Source organism: Chitinophaga sp. sic0106, assembly GCF_019219075.1.
In the GTDB taxonomy this organism is placed as follows: Bacteria; Bacteroidota; Bacteroidia; order Chitinophagales; family Chitinophagaceae; genus Chitinophaga.
Genome location: NZ_JAHUWJ010000007.1, coordinates 41,438 through 59,835, shown reverse-complemented (window position 1 = coordinate 59,835; position 18,398 = coordinate 41,438). Strand labels below are relative to the sequence as shown.

The 18,398-nt window shown below is 48.7% G+C and carries 16 protein-coding genes; 5 read left to right on the top strand and 11 right to left on the bottom strand.

Features of this window, described 5'->3' with window-relative positions; genetic code table 11:
• Positions 1-111: 111 nt before the first annotated feature.
• From KW844_RS12290 to KW844_RS12260, 7 genes are all read right to left on the bottom strand, one after another.
• Positions 112-2,508 carry a TonB-dependent receptor gene (locus KW844_RS12290; RefSeq protein WP_218377034.1) on the bottom strand — a complete coding sequence of 799 codons (2,397 nt, stop codon included), beginning with the start codon at positions 2,506-2,508 and terminating at the stop codon, positions 112-114.
• A gap of 5 nt (positions 2,509-2,513) precedes the next feature.
• Entirely contained in the window at positions 2,514-3,839 is a 1,326-nt protein-coding gene (locus tag KW844_RS12285; protein ID WP_218377033.1) for an HTTM domain-containing protein, read from the bottom strand.
• On the bottom strand, positions 3,826-4,902 hold the full coding sequence (locus KW844_RS12280) for an imelysin family protein (RefSeq protein ID WP_218377032.1): 1,077 nt from the start codon (positions 4,900-4,902) through the stop codon (positions 3,826-3,828). The genes KW844_RS12285 and KW844_RS12280 overlap by 14 nt, the downstream gene beginning before the upstream one ends.
• A 91-nt stretch (positions 4,903-4,993) precedes the next feature.
• Positions 4,994-6,106 carry a DUF4856 domain-containing protein gene (locus tag KW844_RS12275; RefSeq protein ID WP_218377031.1) on the bottom strand — a complete coding sequence of 371 codons (1,113 nt, stop codon included), beginning with the start codon at positions 6,104-6,106 and terminating at the stop codon, positions 4,994-4,996.
• 323 nt (positions 6,107-6,429) lie between these two features.
• Positions 6,430-7,473 (bottom strand): HAMP domain-containing sensor histidine kinase, encoded by a 1,044-nt coding sequence (locus KW844_RS12270; protein WP_218377030.1) that lies wholly within the window; start codon positions 7,471-7,473, stop codon positions 6,430-6,432.
• The gene (locus KW844_RS12265) at positions 7,470-8,144 is read right to left on the bottom strand and encodes a response regulator transcription factor (protein WP_218377029.1); all 675 of its coding nucleotides are present in this window, start codon (positions 8,142-8,144) and stop codon (positions 7,470-7,472) included. Before KW844_RS12265 ends, KW844_RS12270 begins: the two co-directional genes overlap by 4 nt.
• A gap of 89 nt (positions 8,145-8,233) precedes the next feature.
• Positions 8,234-8,590 carry a helix-turn-helix domain-containing protein gene (locus KW844_RS12260; protein WP_218377028.1) on the bottom strand — a complete coding sequence of 119 codons (357 nt, stop codon included), beginning with the start codon at positions 8,588-8,590 and terminating at the stop codon, positions 8,234-8,236.
• A 130-nt stretch (positions 8,591-8,720) separates the two neighbouring features.
• Between KW844_RS12260 and KW844_RS12255 the strand changes: the two genes are divergently transcribed.
• From KW844_RS12255 to KW844_RS12245, 3 genes are all read left to right on the top strand, one after another.
• Positions 8,721-9,344: a DUF2306 domain-containing protein gene (locus KW844_RS12255; protein ID WP_218377027.1), complete on the top strand. Its 624-nt coding sequence runs from the start codon at positions 8,721-8,723 to the stop codon at positions 9,342-9,344.
• Between the two features lie 60 nt (positions 9,345-9,404).
• Complete coding sequence (locus KW844_RS12250) at positions 9,405-9,944, top strand: prolyl-tRNA synthetase associated domain-containing protein (RefSeq protein WP_218377026.1); 540 nt, start codon at positions 9,405-9,407, stop codon at positions 9,942-9,944.
• A gap of 95 nt (positions 9,945-10,039) precedes the next feature.
• On the top strand, positions 10,040-10,486 hold the full coding sequence (locus KW844_RS12245; protein ID WP_218377025.1) for a nuclear transport factor 2 family protein: 447 nt from the start codon (positions 10,040-10,042) through the stop codon (positions 10,484-10,486).
• Positions 10,487-10,492: 6 nt separating this feature from the next.
• Here the strand turns inward: KW844_RS12245 and KW844_RS12240 are convergent, their stop codons facing one another.
• From KW844_RS12240 to KW844_RS12230, 3 genes are read right to left on the bottom strand one after another with little or no spacing between them, the layout of a single operon-like run.
• Positions 10,493-11,311, bottom strand: coding sequence for a helix-turn-helix transcriptional regulator (locus tag KW844_RS12240; protein WP_218377024.1), 819 nt, complete (start codon positions 11,309-11,311; stop codon positions 10,493-10,495).
• A gap of 48 nt (positions 11,312-11,359) precedes the next feature.
• Positions 11,360-12,058 (bottom strand): LytTR family DNA-binding domain-containing protein, encoded by a 699-nt coding sequence (locus KW844_RS12235; RefSeq protein WP_218377023.1) that lies wholly within the window; start codon positions 12,056-12,058, stop codon positions 11,360-11,362.
• Positions 12,055-13,080 (bottom strand): sensor histidine kinase, encoded by a 1,026-nt coding sequence (locus KW844_RS12230; RefSeq protein ID WP_218377022.1) that lies wholly within the window; start codon positions 13,078-13,080, stop codon positions 12,055-12,057. Before KW844_RS12230 ends, KW844_RS12235 begins: the two co-directional genes overlap by 4 nt.
• A 140-nt stretch (positions 13,081-13,220) precedes the next feature.
• Between KW844_RS12230 and KW844_RS12225 the strand changes: the two genes are divergently transcribed.
• Together KW844_RS12225 and KW844_RS12220 are read left to right on the top strand one after the other, a co-directional pair.
• On the top strand, positions 13,221-15,611 hold the full coding sequence (locus KW844_RS12225) for an outer membrane beta-barrel family protein (RefSeq protein ID WP_218377021.1): 2,391 nt from the start codon (positions 13,221-13,223) through the stop codon (positions 15,609-15,611).
• A 112-nt stretch (positions 15,612-15,723) separates the two neighbouring features.
• Positions 15,724-16,269 (top strand): serine O-acetyltransferase, encoded by a 546-nt coding sequence (locus KW844_RS12220; RefSeq protein WP_218377020.1) that lies wholly within the window; start codon positions 15,724-15,726, stop codon positions 16,267-16,269.
• A gap of 43 nt (positions 16,270-16,312) precedes the next feature.
• Here KW844_RS12220 and KW844_RS12215 read toward each other — a convergent pair whose 3' ends face one another.
• On the bottom strand, positions 16,313-18,202 hold the full coding sequence (locus tag KW844_RS12215) for a DUF4157 domain-containing protein (RefSeq protein ID WP_218377019.1): 1,890 nt from the start codon (positions 18,200-18,202) through the stop codon (positions 16,313-16,315).
• Between the last annotated feature and the right edge of the window lie 196 nt (positions 18,203-18,398).

Here is an 18,398-nt window from a genome sequence, read left to right as displayed (position 1 = left end):
TTACGCAATCGGGAAAATTTCAGGTAACGGATGGCTTCGCTATGGCATAAAAAAGGACTGTCTTTTCAGACAGTCCCGCATCACACACTTTGGGGTCACAAACAATACACACTACAGTTTGTATTGAACAGTAAAGTAAAAATTACGTTTGTCCGCCGGCAAAATACCAGGTCCCGGATACCCATCCGCTCTTCGCGTGAAATACTTCGTATCCGCAAGGTTATTGATGCCGGTATAGAAGGTAAACCCGCGCCAGTTATAACTCAGACTCAGGTCCATTACATGAAATGCATAAATAGCGCCATCCACCGTCGTCGGTGTTATCTCTGTATTGGTAGCATCCGAATATTGTTTGCCCTGGTAGGAGTACTGCCAGCTGATATTAAACCTGGGATTACCAAAGCTGATACCGGTGCGGAACAGCACCGGTGGCACGTTTTCTACCAGCTTATCGGCAAAGGCGGTGTTTTTGGTGGCAATGTACCGCGCGTCGATCAGGGAGAGGTTCGTGTATACGTTGAGTTTATACCTGGACCGCGCCTGGGTGATAGCTTTGAGTATATCTCCCTCCACCAGCATTTCCAGGCCCAGGTTGCGACTGTCAGCTACGTTGGTGCGTAACCGGTAGGTCATGAAATTGGAGTCTTTGGTAAAGATGGAGCCGATACGGTCGTTGTACTTCAGATAAAAAGCACTCACATCTACATATAACCAACCTTTAAAGGAGCCACGATAGCCGAGGTCCACATTGTAACCGGTTTCATCATGCAGGTTTGGGTCCACGCGGGCATTATTGTTTACCACCCGGATATCATTGAAGTTTATGGACCGGTAGTTTTGGGAGATGTTACCGTACAACTCAGTACCATTATCGAATTTCCAGGAAGTTCCGATGCCCAGGAGGGTAAAAGAGCGTGGATTTTCTTTGGTTTCTTGGATCTTTTCGTTGTCAATAAACACGTTTTGTTTATAGTAATACCCGTTTGCTTTGGTATTGATATGCTCAAACCGGATACCCGGTGTTACGCTCCAGTGGCTGTTTAGCTGGAAAATATTTTCCACGAATGCCGCCAGGTTGTAGCCCGGAAAGCGATAGCTGGATTTGTTAGGCTCCGGGGTGATAAACTCGAAATCGGCATTGCTGCCGTCGTTGCCATCGCCTTGGCTCCTTTTGGTGAGGCCTTTATAGTAGCGACCTCCCACGAGGAATGTGCTGTTAACACTGCCCAGCAAGGGATAGCGGTGAATGAAGCGTAGCTCGGAACCGAAGTTGCTGTAGCGGTCTTTCATGAAATCCCGCGGCCCGCCTATATCCGGACGATTGATGTAGGAAAGGATGCCGATGGCTTCACGGCCGCCTTGTAAGGTAAAGTTGCGCCAGTTCAGCTGCGAGCGGGGTGAAAACTTGTAATCAAGGCTCAGGTTAATCAGGTTCCAGTCTACCTTAAACCAATTTCTTTCTCTTACGGAGATGGATGGGTCTTCGTGGAATTGCTCATCCGTGAGTCCTCCCGGCTGCTGGGCCAGGTATTTCATCAGCGTATACTCCCCCGTAATGCGGAATTTGGGCGTAAGCTGATACGCCAGATGGATATAGGCATTGTGTTGGTCAAAGTGACTGTTAGGGCGCCAGCTGTCGCTTCTTTTAAACTGGTAAAACGTATAGTAGTTGAGTTTACCCTTGGCTACGGTGCCGCCTACACTGTTAAAGGAATTGAAGAATCCGAAAGAGCCGCCTGTTTGGCGTGTCACCAGCTCAAAGGGCTTGTCGGCCGGACCTTCCTTCATCACGAAATTAATCAACCCGCCAAACTGCGGACCATATTGCAGACTAGCTGCGCCGCGGATAATTTCAATATGGTCCAGCGCTTCAGCAGAAGGCGTGTAGTAGCTTTCCGGGTATCCCAGCGCGTCAGCGCTGATGTCGTAACCATCCTGGCGGATATTGAAATTGGAGGAGCGGTTGGGACTAAGGCCCCGCCCACCGATGCCCAGCTGCAGCCCACCGTTGTCGTATTCCCAGATATTGAGTCCGGGCACGCGGGCGTATATCTGCCGGGTATTATTGGAAGCCAGGTTGGCATTCAGGTTTTTCAGCTGTATGATCTCTGTTTTTTTACCGGCGTAAATAGCAGTGCCTACTACATCGCGGAGCTTGCCGGATACCGTTTCCTGTTTGCTGTTGGTGACTACTACTTCTGTAAGCGTATTTTTTTCCAGGTTAATGTCCAGTTTGGCTGTGGGAGAAGGTATGGTGACAGCCTGCTCAAAGGTTTTGTAACCGATAAAACTAATAACGAGGGTATAGGTTCCTTTCTCCATTTTAGCAAAGCGGAAAAATCCGTTTTCATTGGAGGCCTGGGTCGTGTTGCCCGGCATAATCCGCACTATAGCCCCTTCCAGCGGTTCATTGCCGCTGCGCACTGTTCCTTCCAGGGCGTACTGGGCAAATGCCGCAGGTATGCCAATGATAGTCAGCAACAGTATTGCTATAAAACCAGTTCTCATGTTAATCATTTATAGGGAAGAATCCATTTGTAGTGGCGCCAGCTCAGTGGCTGCGCCGCCAGATTGGTACTTGAATCGATGAATAATCGGGAGCGTTGTCCGTTGAGGGCTACATATATTTCTGCGTATACCTCCGGACTTTTCCATCCCTTCTTTGTAAAATCCTGCCGCAGGTAATGGGCGTACTTCAGGATCATATCCGGTTGTGTGCTCATCATTTTTTCCTGCAAAGGTGTCAGATAGGCAGCGTTATTGATGGTGGTAGCCCGTTGGTGGCCTGCTTCCTTTACGGTGAAATACGCGGTGCCGGCTTTTTCCATCAGCATTACCCGCCATGAAAACCGGTAGCCTTCCTCATTCCAGAAAAGGCGGTCCGGATACAGGAGGAAACGCAGCGGCAGCAGCAGTTGTATGATCATATATAACACCACTACTGTTTGCATCACCCTGGGATAAGAAAAAGTATAGGCCTTACCGTTAGTGCCTGCATTTTTATATCCCGGTAGCAGCCGCTCATGAAAATCGCCGGAGAAAAAGATCAGCGTAGCTGCTATCATCACGTACGGAAACATGCCGATGCCCGGAAAAAATATGGCGGTAGCCACATGGAAGCCAACTACTACAGCATAGGCCCATGGCCGGGTACGGCGATTCAGTAAAAAGAAAACAATGAAGCAGTCGTACAGGCAGCCGAACCAGGAAAACACGTAAGCCACCCAGGGCTTGTACATCAGCGGACCTACAAGCGGGAGGTGACTCCTTGCCGGCAGCCATGTTTTCATGGGCTCGGCTTGCAGGAGCCAGTCGCTGTTGATTTTAGCAAGTCCCGCATATACATACACGATGGCCAGCTGAAACCGGAGGATACCAATGGTCCACGCGGGTACTTTATCTCTCCTTAAAAAAGGCCACAGCAGCGTATCCACAGCATACCTGCGGTTAGCGGGCAGCCAAATCAGGATGAATGCTACCAGACTGATAAAGTAATAATGGTTCAGGTAGGTGGTTACATCTATCAGCTCCACATAGGTAAATCCCAGGAAGAACACGATGGTGGCCAGCCGGTAAAATAGTCCGAGCGTGATCAGCAGTGTACTTAGGAGGATCATCCCAAAAAGTATATACATGCCCGTGGCCCCCAGTGGCTGTACCCATTCAAATCCCCAATAGGTGAAGTGATAGGCGGGCTGGATGTACAAGGTATCGATCCAGCCCCGGAGTACAAAGCGGAGCAGACTGCCGAACATCAGCAATCCGAAAATGATGCGGAAAGTGACCAGCGGCGCAATAGACACTGGCCGCAGCCAGGGATGTGCCTTAGTCGCCGTCATTGTCCATATAAGTTATCTGCACAGCAGTGGCGGAAGCTACATCTGTTTTGATGAGGGTGAGCAGCTTCTGTGTTTCGCGGTAGGCTGTTTCTACTACAGCGGCATTGTTGGTAAATGCGGCCGACATTGGGTCCGGGATGGCATTGAGTGCATTCAGCGCCAGGTTGAATTGTGCCAGCACATCGCTGTTGAGCTGCTGTTTGCCCAGCAGGTTCAGGTAATCGTCAATTCCATTGCCATTGCCGCCGGTATAATATTTTTTTAATGCACTGAGGTTGGCGATGCTGAGGTCTTTCGTATAGGCGGAGAAGTAACCTTCGCATTTATCGGCGAACACGATGCCATTGGATTGTTTACCGAAAGGCCAACCGATACGGGGGCCTTTAAGCGCATCCATTTCGAAGGCAAACTGGTTAACGAGGCTGCCGATGGAACTGCCCACGTTGGTTTGCAGATTGGATACAAATACTTCGCGGTATCCGTTAGTCCACTGATTTTGCGTATTGGTGAGCAGCAGCTTCATGCGCGCGAAAATATCCTTTACATATTTTTTGCGGTTGGTGGCAGTAGTACCATTGAATTGCTGTACCGCATTGCTGGAAAAAAAGAGGTAGTCCAGTGCCGGAAATCCCTGTATACTGTCGGATGCTATTACCTGTGCCAGGTTGTAGTTACCGCTCTGGATGCCGGTTTCAATTTTATTAATAGCAGTAGGGAAGGTGTTAACGGTGTTGTTTAGCTGCTGTGCGGCGCCTGGGCCAAAGTAAAGGGCGGAAATGCCTTCAAAGGAAACGTAGGCGTTTTTAAAAGGCAACTTCAGGGCTTGTTGTGTTACGGCGGAAGGTGCTGCAAGGAATGCATCAGCAGCGGTTTCCAGGAGGGCAATTTTGGATTGCAGATCGCTGTAGGCGGGCTGTATCAGTGTGTCCGCATAATTCACGAGCATATTTTTCTTAAATACGTCGGTAGCGTTGCCGGTAGTGCCGCCGGTGTTGCTGTCTTTACCGCATCCGAAGAGGAGGCAGCCAGCGGCAGCAATGATCCAGTTGTGAGTTGATTTCATGGTGTGTGTGTTGTGATGCTTATTTATTAGAAAAGCAGGTGCCGGATGTGTGGGCCGGCACCTGCGCAAATAGTGTGTGTAGTAGTATCGATTATTGCAGTGTTCCGTATGTGTTGGTCAGGATCGTCTGCATTTGTTTCAGTTTTGCGTTGGTTGCATCGGCTGATAAGTCGTAGAAATTAGTTTTCATGATATCAAGCAATACCTGGTAGTTAGCGGCGGTGAGCTTGCTGGTAGCAGGGCGGTATTTCAGCGCCAGCACAAAGCCATAACACTCGGAGTAAGCATGGAACTTAACTGCGAGGTCGGAGCTGCCTTGTGGCAGGGTAGCGTAGGCATAAGCCGCAGCTGCCACTGTTTTTTCCAGCATTTCCTTGATGGTGGTGATCGCCTGATCGCGGCCCGTGTAGTCTTTAGCGTTAATAGCGGCGCGACCTTTACGGAACGCTGTGAAGATGGTACCGCCGGCCTGGATCACACGGCCTCTTTCGCGGAAGTAGCCGCCGATAGCCAGTGGTCTGTTTGCTTCAGTGTTAGCGTATGTTTTAGCGGAATCGTAATCTTTAGGAATGCCTACATAACCGAAGGCGAGGTCCCAGTTGTGCTGCATGGCAGTGCCGGTGCCGGCTTTCACGGTGTTGTTATCGTCTTTTTGGGATTGATCCAGCAGGGCGTTGATTTTCGCAATCTGTAATGCACCCATGAGGCCTTTGGCTACGAGTTGGTTGAACTCTACGCCGGAGTAGTTTACCAGGCGGGTGCCTACTTTACCCGCTGTGCCAGGTGCTGCAGTTGCGTTAAAAGAAGCGCTTACCTTCACCATGGAGTCGGCCAGTTGTTTAAATGTAGCCGCATCCGTTGCTTTACTATTGAGGCCAAAGCCTAATGCGTTGATAGCCGTAGTAGCAAGCGGGAGGTTGGTGGTAGTTTCAGCGGTGAAAGCACTGTTCGTATTATTCCAGAGGTAGTTGGCCGAATCAGCGGATAATTGGCGACCGGTGCTTTTACCCAGCCAGGAAGTGAATCCTGCCCACATGGAAATGCTGCCAGTGGCTTCTGCATATTCAACGTTTTCGAAATTGTATGTATCAGGAACAGTGTAAACAGGTGGGGTAGCAGGAGCATCGTCTTTCTTACAGGATGCAACAGTCAGTATAAAGGCGCCGAGAATAAGTGGTGTACCAAGGATTTTTCTATGTAACATTTTTCTGATTTTGATGCAAAGCAACAAAACAGATTCACCGCACTTTACTCAAATGCGGAATTCGATTTATCTAATCGGGAAAAATGTTTGACAAAAGAAGATCCGGCCGCTGTACGGCTGAATGATGATGCAAGATTAGCATAAAAAATTCAGAATCTGAAATTATTTGGAATTAAATCTGAAAATTTTCTGAATTTATTTTTGGACTGCGTGTATCCATGGCTGATAGCCGAGTAAACACGCCAGGTTCGGGGGTAGAGACGTAGTCTCTACCCACTGATAGCACCCGTGCCGAAGGCATGGGTGTTGTCAGGGCCTCAAAATTAAAAAGTGATCCTGAAAATATGCAAGGAAGCATCAAACTGATATTCCACCTGCCACCCATACCGGGTACAGATCTGCTTTATCAGCGCCAGTCCCAGACCAGAGCCGGAACTATGGGAAGAAGTAATGGCAAACCTTTTAAACAGCTGCTCCTCCAGCAATGCTGTTTTTCCGGAATTTTTTATAGATAGGTGATCTGGACGTAAGGTGATATGCACCGTGCCGGGAGTGGTGCTATGGCGGATCGCATTCGTGAGCAGGTTGCCCAGCAGAATTTCGAGCAGGATCCGGTTGCCCTCTACCAGCACGCCCGGTACGATGTCCATTTGCAAGGTGAGTTCCTTTTCTTCAAAATAAAAAGATAACTGGGAGAGCAGTTCTTCCAGCACGGCACTCATGTCTACCTGTACCTTATCTGCAAACTGGCTGTTTTCAATTTTAGTCAGCAACAGCAGATTTTTGTTGATTCTGCTCACGCGTGATAGTGCAAACAACGCTTCTTCGATCAGCTGAAACTGTGCATCGTTCAGTTGCTCGCTTTGCGACAGCAGGTCCAGTTTAGACTGCACCACCGCCAGCGGTGTTTGCAACTCATGGGAGGCATTATCGGCAAATTCCTTTTGCTGGTTGTAGATGTTGATGTTGGCTGTCAGCAGCTTTTCCAGGCTGGTGTTAAGATCATCGAATTCGGTGATGCCGGTTTTTTTGAAGCTGATGTCGTGAGGCTGGTGGAGGTTGAAGGCCTTCATTTCGGCCAGACTCTCGTAAAACGGCTGCCACATCCTCTTTGATAGCATCCGGTTCATTAAAATCAGCGCACCCAGCAGGAAAATGAAAAAGACGACGCTGAGCAGCGTAACAGCACCAATGATCAGGAAGCTGTCTTCCCGGGCGGCCTCGGTGGTGAGCATCACATTATGCTCTTCCATTTCGTATTGCCACAGCCGGCTGATGGCGAAGTAATAGATAGGGATACTGCCAACCAGCACAATGCCGGCGCAAATGATAATTTTACGAAGGGAATAATTCAGCAGTTTACTCATATCTCCCATTTATAGCCCGTTCCATAAATTGTACGGAGGTAGTTGCCGCAGCCGCCATCAAAGAGTTTCTTTTTTAGATTTTTAATATGTGCGTATACGTGGTCATAGCTATCGAAATCCACCACGCCGGCACCGGAAATATGCTCTGCCAGAGCGGATTTTGATAATACCCTGTTGGCGTTGCTCATCAACAGCAATAATAATCCGAATTCCTTTTTTGTAAGTACGATCGGTTTGTCGTGAATGGTCACTTCTTTGCCAAGCACGTCCACTTTCAGTTCTTTTTGCTCAATAATATTGACATTACCCAGCTGCCTGCGCCTGATCAGCGAAAAAATGCGGGCAGAGAGTTCAGAAAGGTAAAATGGTTTTGATATATAGTCGTCGGCTCCCAGGTGCAGGCCTTTGATGCGGTCGTCCAGGGAGTTTTTAGCGGAGATAATAATGGTGCCATCGTTCTTTTTCAGTCGCCGCAGTTCCTCCACGATGGCGAGGCCGTTGCCACCCGGCAGCATGATGTCCAGCAGGATGCAATCGTAGTTACAGGCATGAATTTTTTCCATCCCTTCGGTATAATCAGTCGCAAAGTCGCAGGTATAGCCCTCCTCCCGGAGGTATACGCCCATACTCTTTGCCAGCTCCGGTTCATCTTCTATAATTAGAATCTTCATTCGATAAATGTATTGTTCAATTCTGTGTAAATTCTGAATTATGTGGATATACGGGATATGCACGGGATTGGTTGCCTGTGCTATAAAAATTATATTTCTGTCAGCCGTTCCTTGATGAGGTCTGCGTGTTGCAAGCCCCAGGCATCGATTTGGGAAAGGATAGGCAGCAGGGTTTCACCCAGTGGTGTCAGGCGGTAGGCGGTATGTTTGGGATACACCTGCTCATTTTCCTGTTTTTTTTCAATCACCCCAAAAAACAGCAACTCCGCCAGCTGCATTTCTATTACCCGCGGGGATGCTTCTTTGATGCTGCGGGTAATCTCGCTGGGTCTGGTAAAACCTTTATGGATAGCGTCGAGAATGCAGCATTTCCACTTGCCTCCCAGTACTTTCATACCGAGGATGAGGCCGCAGTCCAGGTCTTCTTCTATTTTTCTTGTATACATGTTTGTATGGCTTACCGGTTAAAGTTACAGAATATCGTGATGCAGCCGCAGCCTCCATACCGAATCTTTTTTCGGTTATTGCGCAGGCCTTTGCTTCCATGGATATTTGTACCACAAAATTATTAGCAACATGGAGAAGAATATCAGACTACAGTACAGCGACTTATTACCCCTGATTATATGGATAGGTGTTTTCTTTGTAACCTGGCTGTTTATGCACGGGGCGGATCATTACCTGGCTATGACGCCCGAAGCACTGGGCAAATATTTCAGGCAACGGTATTTCCTGATCACACATATCACCTCCGGTGGTGGTGCGCTGATCTCCGGCGCCCTGCAGTTCTGGCCCAAGCTGCGTAACTTCAGTCCGTTGCTGCATCGCGGTATCGGGTATATCTATTTGCTGGCTATCCTCAGCAGCAGTATATCAGCACTCGTACTATCATTTACCTCCGCCTATCATGTCAACTGGGCCTATGCATTCACTTTGCAGGTATGGGCTTCTGTATGGATCACCAGCAGTTTCATCGCCTGGATTACAGCTGTTAAAAGGCAGTTTAAGCTGCATAAGGAATGGATGATCCGTAGTTACATCGTGACTGTCGCATTCCTGATTTCAGGTTTTTTGTATAAGATACCGGCCATACAGGAGCTTGGCAGCTTCGAAGCGGTTACGGTGCCGCTGTTCTGGCTGGGCTGGTCAGTACCCTTGTATACTTACGAGATTGTACGCAGCGTAAAGTGGAAGCAATAGCCGCCTTTTGATTTTCAACGGTCAACGGCTATCTTTGACCACAAACCGGAACTACTTTTTATGATTTTTGTAAGTGAGGCTAAAGCGACTGCACCACTGGAATTTAAGACACCGCTGCAGCAAATGGTATATACACTATTACAGGAAAAGGCCGTTCCATTCGAACGGGTGGACTGTGAGCCAGCCATCACCATGGAGGACTGCATCATGATCGATGAGCGCCTGCAAATGAAAACGGTGAAAACGTTATTCCTTTGCAACCGCCAGCAAACCCGGTTTTACCTGGCAATTACCACTGCTGCCAAACCTTTTGTTACCAAAGATTTCAGCGCTGCGCTGGGAGTTTCCCGCGTGTCATTTGCGCCGGTGGAGCTATTGCAATCCATGGTAGGGGTAGCGGTTGGAGCGGCCACTGTTTTCGGCCTGCTGCTGGATAAGGAGGAGCAGATACAGCTGGTAATAGATCAGGAGGTGCTGCAGGAGCCCTGGTACGGCTGCAGCGATGGTACCACCACCAGCTACCTCAAGCTTCCTATGGAATGGGTGATGAAGGAATTTATACCGGCTACGGGCCATGTGCCACAAATGGTGACGCTGTAAGCATGTGCGTCCACGGCCTATGAATTTTTTGATTTGTTCGCTTTTATACAATTCTGGCTCCATCGCATTAGCTTCCTTTGTGTAAAAATAAACCCATGAAACAAATCCTGTTCTTAACCGCTTGCTTGTTGATCTCTTGCCTGGCCATTGCCCAATCCGACGATAAACTGTTAAAGGAGGCCAGAACAGCTATCGAAGCCAGTAATGCCAACTACGGGGACCTGGCCCTCAAAAATGACGGTAGTGTGCTTACTTGCTATACAGATGATGCCTGCCTGTTCCCGCCGGGTGCTGCGCCGGTGTGTGGGAAGGCTAATCTGGCGAAATTTTTTAAAGATGGTCCCCAGATACATGTTAAGTTCAATATTCAGCATCTGTACGGCGATGCGAAAGATTTTGTAACAGAGGAAAGTTTCTATGTGATGACGGACCTGCGTGGCCACAAAATCGATGATGGGAAAGTGGTGGTCATATGGAAGAAAACCAGTGCCGGCTGGAAAATGCACCGGGATATGTTTAGCAGCAACCATCCTGTGAAATAATAATCACTAAAATCCAATATTCACCGCCTGCTGATACGCTTCGTCATTTTTTGTGAGCGAACGCCGGGCATCGGAAGGAGTAATGCCGGTAAACTTCCGGAACTCCCTGATGAAATGCGCCTGATCATAATACCCACATTCATAGGCAATAGCCGTAAGCGAAACAGGGGAGTGCAACACCTGTTGCAAACTCTTGTTGAAACGTACAATTGCAGCAAAGGCTGCAGGGCTCAGGCCTATGTTGGACATATAGAGCTTTTGGATGTACCGCGCTGATATGCCGGCATTCCGCGACAAAGAGGATAAATCCAGTTGCGAAGGATCGGATAATACCTGGTGGGATAACTGCTGTACCAGCGTTACCTTTTTCAGTTGCTTTTCATTCTTTGCCAGCTGCAGAAGGAGATAATTCTCCAATACCCTGATCTTTTGCACCACCGGCTCCGCTTCCATCACCCGGTAAAAGAGTTGCCTGCTTTCCAGCAACTGTACATCGTACAGGTCCGTGGCGTAGTTGGTAAACTCCGATAGCGGATATGGGAAAAACAACGTACTGGCGTGAGGGTAGATGCGGGCGATGAGTACTGTAGTGCCTTTCTTTACTGTTAAACGGGTAGGAAGCGTCAGGTGCCCCAGCAGTTCAATGGCAGGGGTGTCTTTCTTCCGCCCGTTTATAATGGTGGCCGCCGCCCCTGCGGAAATGTTGATGACGAGGTCTACATAACCACTGGGGTAAAAGACTTCGTTGTCGATATCCTGTTCAATGGTAACAACGGTATAGCTCTTAATGTAGGGCGCTAATAGGGCGGATGGTAAAAATTGCATGTTGGCAGGGTATCTAATCTTCCCGTCTCTAAAGTTAACCTTTTTGAACTATTTTTTGGCTATCCATTCCCCCACCAGCTTGCGGTAAGTTTCCCCTATGGGCAGGAAAGTCCCGTCCGACAATTGAATCTGATTGCCTTCAATTACTTTTATTTTATTCAGCGGAATAATATAGGAGCGGTGTATACGCACAAACTGCTGCGGCGGCAGTTGCTCCATGATGGCTTTCATGTTTTCCAGCACCATTATTTTCTCAGTGGTGGTATGGATACGGATATAATCTTTCAGTCCTTCAATATAGATGATCGTGTCCGGCGAAATTTTGTAATGCTTTCGGTCCGCTTTTACAAACAGGAAATGATCGTTTTCCGCAGGCTGAAACGCTTCCTGCCACCGGTTGTATTTTTCTATGCTCTGGTAAAACCTGTTGAAGGTAATGGGTTTTAGGAGGAAGTCGATTACATGGAACTGATAGGTCTCCAGCGCATATTGCGGATAGGCGGAGGTGATGATGAAATTATGTTGCCGGTTGAAAAGTTGCATCAGCTCAATGCCTGTTAGTTGCGGCATTTGTATGTCGAGAAATACCAGGTCCACCGTTTGGGTGTTTAGCACTTCCATGGCTTGATATACGTCACTATCTGCATAGAGCACCTGCAGTTGTGGCACCTTTGAAGCGTAGTCCGCTATCAGTTTCACCGCAAATGGCTCATCATCCAGTATGATACAGTTGATCTTCTTCTTCATTTTAAATTAATTGTCAGTTCGGCAATAAACCGGTTATTTTCCCGCGTGAGCGTAAGCTGGTGGCGGTTTGGGTAATAAATAGCCAATCGTTTTTTCAGGTTATCCAGGCCTATGCCCCCCAGTTTGTCTTTTTTTTGTGTGCCGATGTCATTGGCTACCTGGAATAGCAGCCGCGAGTGATCTGCATCCAAGCGGATGGTAATGGGGGAGTCGGCGGCTGCCCTGCCATGCTTTAAGGCGTTTTCCACCAGCGGCGACAATACATACGGTGGTATTTCAATATGTGCCTGCCCAATATGACTGCTGAATTGAATAAACCCGGTTTCCTGGTGCCGCAGCTGTTCCAGCTCAATATACGCCTGTATATAATTCACTTCCTCCTGCAGATTGATTTTTTCTTTCTGCGATTCGTAGGTGGTAAACCGCATCACCTGGCTGAGTTTTTCAATCGCAGGCAATGAATTCTCCGATTGAAAATACACCATGGAGTAAATGTTGTTGAGTGTATTGAATACAAAATGCGGATTGATCTGCGCCTTCAGGAACTTGATTTCTGTATTTTTATTTTCCTCCAGTATCGCCGCGTTGTATTCCAGCAGCCGGATGAACCAGATGCCCAGCCAGAGGAAGGAGCTGAAAATTATAGGCATACTGCTGTAGTGGAGGTTGTCCATTAAGTAATTGAGCAAATCCGGATTCGTATAGTTGACCCGGTTATACAGCAGTTGTGTGATTACCTGCTCCAACAGGTAACGCAGGCCTGTAAAAAACAGCCAGGATAATAGTACGCCCAGCAACAGCTTACCCCAGCTGAAACCCCGGAACACCCGCTTCATTACCACCAGGTAGTGAAAATAAAAGGTGCCTGCAAATGCGATCACATAGGTACTGTAAAACAGGTCAGGTGTGTACAGTTGCGCATGGAAAGGATTTTTTACGAAGGTGAAATACGCAGCCAGCAGCCAGAAGATCCCATGGATCATGACTTCTTTCGTACGCGTTAAGGTGCCCGGTTGCAGCATGCTGTATTGTTTTTTACAAATGTATTCATTTCAGGATGATCGGGGCGCCGGGTTCGTAGATCAACGGGCAGGGTTTGTCGATAAAAGTAGTTTGTGGCTGTAAATGCAGGCAGTTTTGTGCCACATTCAATACTCGTAGCATGAAACAGATGATCTTTTTACTGGCAGCCATCCTGGTATACACCAACGCCAACAGCCAGCAATACCAAGTCAAAGGAAATGTCAGGAACGAACAAGGCATTGCGCTGCCATTTGTATATACCGGGTTAATGCAGCAGGATTCCCTGCCGGTGGCGCAAGCCCTGACCGATACGCTGGGTCACTTCTCTCTCCAAACAAAAAAAGCTACCTGCCGACTGATCATCAAACAGTTTAGTAAGATTTGCCTGGACACGGTACTACTGGTGGATAAGGACATCGACCTTGGTATCATCATTGTTCAGGAAGTAACCGAGTTGCAAGGGGTCACTATTGCTTCCCGCAAAAAGGTGATTGAGCAACAGGTAGACCGCCTCGTTTTTAACGTGGAAAACGCCACGATGCCTGGCGGCGGTACGGCCATGGACGCACTGAAATCGACACCTGGCGTAAGAGTGCAGCAGGATAATGTGTCCATCGTAGGAAAAGGGGAGGTGCTGGTAATGATTGACGACCGGTTGCAGCGCCTCTCCGCGGAAGACCTGGCCAGTCTGCTGAAAACCATTCCCTCCGATAATATCAAAAGTATTGAAGTGATCACTACGCCGCCTGCCAAATATGTGGCATCGGGAAACAGTGGCCTGATCAACATCCGGTTGAAAAAAGCCAGGCCCAACACCTGGGACGCTACTATCGGTGCCGCCTACACGCAAAAAACCTATGTCGGTGGCAATGTAAACGGCCTTTTTAACTATAACCGCAATCGGTTGTCCCTACAGGCTTCCGTGAATAAAGGGAAACAGCAGTTGCTAACTACCACCAACAGCGACATTTTTTACACCAGGGAAACCTGGGGGCAGTCGGTAAGCGACAAATCCAGTAGCGACGTACTGAGCACCACGCTGGGACTGGATTATCAGCTGAGCCGCCGCTGGGCGACCGGGTTTAAATACCTGGGCAGCTTTACGGATCGTGATGGACAGAATCAGCCATTCACCACCCGTACCAATACGGGCACTATGCAGCCCGCAGGTTATATTACAACGGAGGTACAGGCCAACAGCAAACCAACCATGCATGCACTTAACTGGCATCATCAGTTTACGCTGGATTCGCTGGGAAAAAATATCACTGTGGACGTCGATTATTTCAACTACCACAAAAGTGATCGCCGGGCATATGCCGGCAACGAGCTGGGTGCGGATAAAGGGATGCTGCCTGGGAGTTATTTTGCAGCTGTCAACAGCAATATGAACAAGGTACAAAACTACGCTGCTAAGCTGGATGTAACCCTGCCTTACAAATGGGCCAATGTGAGTTTGGGTGGTAAAGCCAGTTATACCAACACACTCAACAACCTGGTGGTATACGATCAGCACACGGGCGAGCCGGTGTTAAACACTGACCAGTCCAATATTTTCAACTATAAGGAGTATAATCAGGCACTATATTTTTCTGCCGGCAAAAAGCTCCGCGATAAATGGGAGGCCCAGCTGGGGCTGCGTGCTGAGGCTACGCAAACAAAAGGGTATTCCTATAATTTGCAACAAACCAATACTAACCAGTATCTGCAATTTTTTCCTACTGCCTATGTTACTTACCAGGCAGCGGAAAATCATCAGTTTTCCATGCAGTATAGCCGTAGAATTCGCCGTCCTGATTTTGATTACCTGAATCCTTTCGTGATTCGCAACAGTCCTTACTTTTACTCCGAAGGAAACCCGCTGCTGAAGCCTTCTTACATCAACAATCTGGAGTTTTCGTATATCCATCAGCAGAAGTGGGTGAGCAATCTTTATTATTCCCAGGTAACGGATTTCGGGCAGGAGTTATCCATTTTGGACCCTGCCACTAACGTGACCAGGCAAACGCCGCTGAACTATGCTAATACTTACCAGCTGGGGCTTTCTACCTACTATAACTGGGATAAACTGAGCTGGTGGAATAGTTTCACCGGATTTAATATGAACTACCAGCATGTGCAGTCGAAAACCGGTTTCATTGCCTCTACCGAGGGCTATAACGGTTACATATATACGAATAATGACTTCACCGCCAATGCCGCCAAAACCTTGTTTTTTGGTCTCAATTACGGATTGCAGCTGCCGGGCCGCTACCAGATATTTCATATCTCCACGATGCATCTCCTGGATGTATCTGTAAAAGTATTGTTCCTGAAAAAGCAATTATCCGTGACGGTGAGTGCGGAGGATTTGTTGAATGCACAGCGTCCGTTGATCAGCTATTATTCCAATGCCATCAAAACTAATGTCCGTAGCTATGGGGATACGAGGGGTTTCCGGGTGGCGCTGAGCTATAAACTGGGAAAAGGTAACAATAAATTTAAGCAACGGGATTTTGGTAATGAGGAGGAGCGCAGCAGGGCTCATTAAGCCTTTTTCCCTGAAAGGAATATTATCTGGTCTGGAATTTGTGAGGAAAGGACGAATTTTGAAAAACCATTAACCCGTTACTATTTCTTTAACCATATCGAGGACTAAATAAATGAACAGAACAATTCAGGCGGACCTGTTCCGGTACGGCGGATTATCCGGTACCAAAGGGCTGATAAAAGGGTTTCGGAAGCCCGGGTTCCGCTATATGTATGTATTCAGGCAGGCGTCGCAGGGAGGCAGGTTTTCATTGAAGCGCCTGTTTTTTTCCTGGTTGCGCAGGAGGTATTCCTACAAATTCGGCTTCCAGATTCCGGTTGGCACGGCCATAGGAGAGGGCTTTTTCATCGGCCATCACGGCACCATTGTGGTAAACGGGAAAGCGAGGATCGGCAAAAACTGCAATATCGCCCATAACGTTACCATCGGACAGGCCAACCGTGGCAGGCTGGAAGGTTTTCCTACCATTGGCGATCACGTTTGGATGGGCACCGGTGCAGTAATAGTGGGAAATATTCACATTGGGAACAATGTACTGATTGCCCCCAATGCATACGTGAACATGGATGTACCGGAAAACTCCCTGGTATTGGGAAATCCGGCGAAGATTATTCCAAAGGAGAATCCATGTGATGGGTATATTAATAATATTCTCTGATGATATTTACACCAGGCGGAAGATAGCTCTTCCGCCTTTTTATTTAGAAAGGCCCTGAAATAGTATCTTCCACCACCACATTTATCACCAGTGGGGTATGGCCAGTCCTTCTGTGCTGCAATATCCAAAATGGCAGCAGCAGTTGATTTATCACCGTGCCGGAAAAACCCGACCTCGACAAATCAGTAGTATCAACCCCAAAGTCATCACAGATGGTAAATCTTACGGAAGCTGAATAAGTCCTGGCGGCAGGATCTATGGTCATACCTGTCAGTTCTACCACTGTACCCTGCGTTCCTCCAATCAAAATCCAGAGTTTATGATCAAAGGGGCCACTGAAATCATAGGCCGGCGGACTGGCAAGCCTGATGGCTGAGCAGTCAATCACCCTTGATGCCGATGCCGCCTGCGCGCTGAGGTTGGTGATAAAATCGGCAGCCACGGTGCCACGATGCCGGATATAGTTGGGATGCGCCAGCACCTCTCCAGATATGGTTGAGCCTACACCAAAAGTTCTTGTTGATGCAGTAGAGTTATAAAAATCATTAAACAGGGAATAACCCTCGGGTGCGCCGCCAGTACTGAGTACCGCCTGCGGTGCTGCCCGCAGCGCAAAATCAGGCATGCTATCCATTGCTGCTGCCTCTGATGCCAGTGAGGACGGAACGGCCGACAATGGGAAGGTAGCCGTAGTAGCATCATCCCCGGTGCCGCAACCGCCACGGGTACCGATGGTGATAGGGAATGCCGGGCATGGTAATACGGTAACCGGCGGAGGTGGCGCTACGGCCGGTGGCGGAGCAGGTGCCGGAGTAGGAGCAGGCGTAGGGGTTGGGGCGGGCGTTGGCGCAGCACCCAGCACAGAAGCCAGTGCCAGGCGGTATGCTTCCTGCTGGATATCGGCATAGTCGCCACTGTTAGCCCGTATGCGTCTGTAGCTGATCCTGACACGTATATTCCTGCCGGGAACACTGGGCCTGGTGCCCAGGGTATTAGCGGCGCCCATAATACCATCGTGACAGGCATTGATGAAGTCTGTCACCGCTTCGGTAGTGCTTGCGGGAGCACCGGTTACTACCAGGTGCACATCCCACACAGGGCCGGTAGGATAGGCGGCGGTGGCGAAATCCTGCGGAATGGTACGGCGTTGCACCGCCGTATTGCCGCCCGACTGCTGTAAGGTATGCGTGAGTTCATGCGCCAGCAGGTGTTTGCCGGAATCTGTTTCCGGCGCATATTTGCCGGCGTTGAAATAGATATCATTGCCCACGGTAAAGGCCTGGGCTTGCAAGGAATCGGAAAGCCCGGCTGCCTGATGATTGTTATGAATTCTTACACCGGAAAAGTCCGCATTAAACCGGCTTTCCATAAATGATTGTACCGGCCGGTCCATGGGCCTGCCACCGCCTCTGCTGCTGTTAATTTCCTGGGAAGTACCGCTGTCCACCGCCGTTGGTCCGGACTCTTTCCGTTGAAGGAAGGGCATTTGTGGCCGGCGTTGTACCAGCTCTTCTTCCTTATTATTTTCCGGCATGCGCTGTACCTGTTCCTCTTCACATGCTGCGCACTTACGCTGAATTTTCATAACCGGGGTCCGTTGTACCTGCTCTTCCTCATCGCCGCTTTCCGGCATGCGCTGTACCTGTTCCTCTTCACATGCTGCGCACTTACGCTGAATTTTCATAACCGGGGTCCGTTGTACCTGCTCTTCCTCATTGCCGCTTTCCGGCATGCGCATCACGCGGTCGGCCATCTGGTCGGCCTCTGCTTCCAGTGGGTCATCTGTACTGCCTAAGGATAATTTAAACTGAATAGGAATAAACTTCCTGACAGATAGTTCATTGTGATCGGATTCACCGGTGATGGGGGCAATTTCCCGGTTAGCGGCTGCGGTAACGGGCTGCGCCTGATGTTCGGAAACATACTGCGACATAAGATCAGATTGGGGTCAATGATGGGGTTACAAGTGGCGTACTTTTTCAGTAGCCTCCATCTACAAGTTACGAAAAATTTCGGGTCCGGGGAGTTTGTAACTCACTATTTAATAGCTATGTTTGCTGTCACTAGGATGCCCTTCGTGGACCAATGGAGGGCGATTAATGAATATTACAATTTTGTAACTCCTAATA

What these genes read in the sequence shown, in the direction of transcription:
- KW844_RS12290 (WP_218377034.1), bottom strand. Translation starts at nt 2,508, where the DNA reads ATGAGAACTGGTTTTATAGCAATACTGTTGCTGACTATCATTGGCATA.
- KW844_RS12285 (WP_218377033.1), bottom strand. Translation starts at nt 3,839, where the DNA reads ATGACGGCGACTAAGGCACATCCCTGGCTGCGGCCAGTGTCTATTGCG.
- KW844_RS12280 (WP_218377032.1), bottom strand. Translation starts at nt 4,902, where the DNA reads ATGAAATCAACTCACAACTGGATCATTGCTGCCGCTGGCTGCCTCCTC.
- KW844_RS12275 (WP_218377031.1), bottom strand. Translation starts at nt 6,106, where the DNA reads ATGTTACATAGAAAAATCCTTGGTACACCACTTATTCTCGGCGCCTTT.
- KW844_RS12270 (WP_218377030.1), bottom strand. Translation starts at nt 7,473, where the DNA reads ATGAGTAAACTGCTGAATTATTCCCTTCGTAAAATTATCATTTGCGCC.
- KW844_RS12265 (WP_218377029.1), bottom strand. Translation starts at nt 8,144, where the DNA reads ATGAAGATTCTAATTATAGAAGATGAACCGGAGCTGGCAAAGAGTATG.
- KW844_RS12260 (WP_218377028.1), bottom strand. Translation starts at nt 8,590, where the DNA reads ATGTATACAAGAAAAATAGAAGAAGACCTGGACTGCGGCCTCATCCTC.
- KW844_RS12255 (WP_218377027.1), top strand. Translation starts at nt 8,721, where the DNA reads ATGGAGAAGAATATCAGACTACAGTACAGCGACTTATTACCCCTGATT.
- KW844_RS12250 (WP_218377026.1), top strand. Translation starts at nt 9,405, where the DNA reads ATGATTTTTGTAAGTGAGGCTAAAGCGACTGCACCACTGGAATTTAAG.
- KW844_RS12245 (WP_218377025.1), top strand. Translation starts at nt 10,040, where the DNA reads ATGAAACAAATCCTGTTCTTAACCGCTTGCTTGTTGATCTCTTGCCTG.
- KW844_RS12240 (WP_218377024.1), bottom strand. Translation starts at nt 11,311, where the DNA reads ATGCAATTTTTACCATCCGCCCTATTAGCGCCCTACATTAAGAGCTAT.
- KW844_RS12235 (WP_218377023.1), bottom strand. Translation starts at nt 12,058, where the DNA reads ATGAAGAAGAAGATCAACTGTATCATACTGGATGATGAGCCATTTGCG.
- KW844_RS12230 (WP_218377022.1), bottom strand. Translation starts at nt 13,080, where the DNA reads ATGCTGCAACCGGGCACCTTAACGCGTACGAAAGAAGTCATGATCCAT.
- KW844_RS12225 (WP_218377021.1), top strand. Translation starts at nt 13,221, where the DNA reads ATGAAACAGATGATCTTTTTACTGGCAGCCATCCTGGTATACACCAAC.
- KW844_RS12220 (WP_218377020.1), top strand. Translation starts at nt 15,724, where the DNA reads ATGAACAGAACAATTCAGGCGGACCTGTTCCGGTACGGCGGATTATCC.
- KW844_RS12215 (WP_218377019.1), bottom strand. Translation starts at nt 18,202, where the DNA reads ATGTCGCAGTATGTTTCCGAACATCAGGCGCAGCCCGTTACCGCAGCC.